General features: G+C 43.2%; 3 protein-coding genes. 1 reads left to right on the forward strand and 2 read right to left on the reverse strand.

All coding sequences use genetic code 11. The features are described 5' to 3' along the window. A partial coding sequence (locus Q0314_RS07415) for a methyl-accepting chemotaxis protein (protein ID WP_298057893.1) occupies positions 1–1,583 on the reverse strand: 1,583 nt, incomplete at its 3' end. 154 nt (positions 1,584–1,737) lie between these two features. On the opposite strand from Q0314_RS07415, the gene Q0314_RS07420 reads away from it, so the two are divergent. After that, positions 1,738–2,106 (forward strand): DUF488 family protein, encoded by a 369-nt coding sequence (locus Q0314_RS07420; RefSeq protein ID WP_298057895.1) that lies wholly within the window; start codon positions 1,738–1,740, stop codon positions 2,104–2,106. Positions 2,107–2,222: 116 nt separating this feature from the next. Here the strand turns inward: Q0314_RS07420 and Q0314_RS07425 are convergent. Next, positions 2,223–2,451: BamA/TamA family outer membrane protein (locus Q0314_RS07425; RefSeq protein WP_298057897.1), on the reverse strand; the 229-nt coding region annotated here is incomplete at its 5' end.

Genomic DNA, 2,451 nt, shown 5'->3' on the forward strand with positions numbered 1-2,451 from the left:
ATCTCTTCGCTTTGGCGGGTTACGTCCTGCGCCTTTTGGCTAATAGCGCTCATAGAGCTAGACATCTCTTCGACTGCGGCGGCGCTTTCTTGGATGGATTGGGCTTGCTTGTCTGCGCCGTCGGTTAGATTTTTCATAGACTGGGCTAGGATTTTAGCCTTTTCTTCTAGCATTTGAGCTTCTTTTAGGCTTTCTCTTAGCATATTACCCACCGCATCGCCGGCGTTTTGTATACCTACGATCATATCTTTTAGATCGCTTTCAAGATCCTCTTTTAGCTCGACTTTGGCGGTGTAGTCGTTTTTGTTATACGAATTTAGTGCTCGCGCGATGTCTTTTAAATTTGACGAGATGGAGCCAAAAAAGCGGTTTAGCAAGTCTTTTAGCTGCACTAGAGCCGGATTATTCGGGTCTGATTTTATACTAGCTCCCATGTGGCCTTTTATCATGAGATTTGCGATGCCGTTCATTTCGTCGATTAGGGCGCTATCTTTTTTGATACCGGCGATGACCTTATCGATATTTTCGTTTATCGCATAGCTCATGACGCCAAATTCGTCCCTAGCTGTTACGGCTAGCTTTTGCGGAGCCGGAGCTTCGTGGGCGATAAATTTAAACGTATCTTCTAGCTTTTCTTGGATGGTTTTTATCGGGCTTAACGACTTTTTAAGTAGTACGTAAACAAACAACGAAAGCGCGACGATAAACACCGCAGCTAGTACAAGCTGAGCTTTTAAGAGTGGCAAAGTGTTGCTAGAAAAGGTATCCGCTCCGATAGCTGCGACCGCCAACCAGCCTTGTTCATTTAATGGTATGAGTTTTGCCGTTACGCTTTCGCCTTTGTAGTTGACGCAAGGTATCAAGCCGTTTTCGTCAAACCTTTTTGCTGCGTATTCTTCCGCTAAATATTTACTTGCGGGGACGGTTTTTCCTACATTTGAGGGATCGCTATGCATTAGTATCAGGCCGTCTTTATTCATCAGATAAACATAGCCGTATTCGGTCTTGCCCATATCTAAAATTTTCTTGCTTAGAGCGTCGATCTTTAGATCTATCGCCGCTACGCCCGCAAATTTACCGCCCTCGTTTACCGGCACGGCAAAGGTCATAACCAGGCTTTGACTCATAGCATCGATATAAGGCTCGGTATAAATAGCTGCATTTGCGGATTTTGCCTGCATATACCAATCGCGACTACGAGGATCGTAGTTGTCGGCTTCTGGAGTGGATTTGGTGTTATCAGACTGAAAGTAGTGTCCGTCGCTCTCCCTGCCGTAGTAAACATAATCCACGATAGAATTTGCTTGATCTTTTTCTAGCGCCAATGCTTTTAGCAGTTCTTCTTCGCTATTCTGCACTTTTTGTACTTTTACGCCTAGTTTTTTTACTGTGTCGATATAGTCTTTAAAAAACGATTCCGTAACGGCATCGACGTCTTGTAAAATTTGAGCCTGATTTTGGCTGACGAGCTGGACGACTTTGTTTTGCGCCGTATAGTAGCTAACGGCGGAAATAGCGGCAAATGAGACGATCAGCGAGACGATGAGCATCACGGCTATCTTATTCGTGATTGACCTAAACATAAAACGCTTCCTTTACAAATTTAAATTTAAAATAAACGCTAATTATAGCTTACAATAGTAAAACGGTGCTTAATATTTAAATTTTATCTCTTGCGCTGCCGATAAATTTGTTTTTTGCAGTAAAATTTAGGTCAAATTTGCAAAAAGGTATTTTATGTTTAAGGCTTTTAGAATTTACGATTTTATCAAAGGTAACAAAAGCAGCGATTTTTACGGCGTATTCGTAGATAGGTTGTATCCTCGCGGCATAAAAAAGGAGATATTTAGCTCATTTTTGTGGCTAAAATCTATCACCCCTTCAAATGAGCTTAGGGCTTGGTTTCACGAGGATAAAGAGGGTAGATTTGGCGAGTTTAGGCTCAAATTTAAAAGCGAACTTGCAAATGAGGAAGCGGCGGCGGGACTAAAAAAGCTAAAATCGCTAGAAAAAACTCACGGCAAAATCGCGCTGCTAACGGCGACAAAGGATATAAATTTAAGCCACGTTACGGTGATTTTGGAAGCGCTTAAAGAGAGGGATTAAATTTTACTTTCGCAGCGCGACTTTCAAGATTTAAGTCAAAAGCGGCAATCTTGCGGCGATAAATTTAAAAAGATAGAGCGGCGTTCTGTAAGCCAAAACGCCGCATTAGCGTAATATTAGAAGCGTTGCCCGATAGTAAATTCAAACGTGCTGGTGTCGTCGCTATCCTGCTTGTTAAGCGGCTTAGCAAAGATAAGCTGAAGCGGTCCCATCGGCGTCACCCACTCGATGCCCACGCCGGCACTATATCTGCTGATACGTCCGTCGATATACTCGTATCCGGCCCTTCTTTGTACGTGCTTACCCTCTATGACGCCGTAATCAACAAACATCACGCCGCGCATT

The organism is uncultured Campylobacter sp. (assembly GCF_938040115.1).
GTDB lineage: Bacteria > Campylobacterota > Campylobacteria > Campylobacterales > Campylobacteraceae > Campylobacter_A.

Coding starts and splice junctions, on each gene's coding strand:
- Q0314_RS07420 (WP_298057895.1), top strand. CDS start 1,738: ATGTTTAAGGCTTTTAGAATTTACGATTTTATCAAAGGTAACAAAAGC.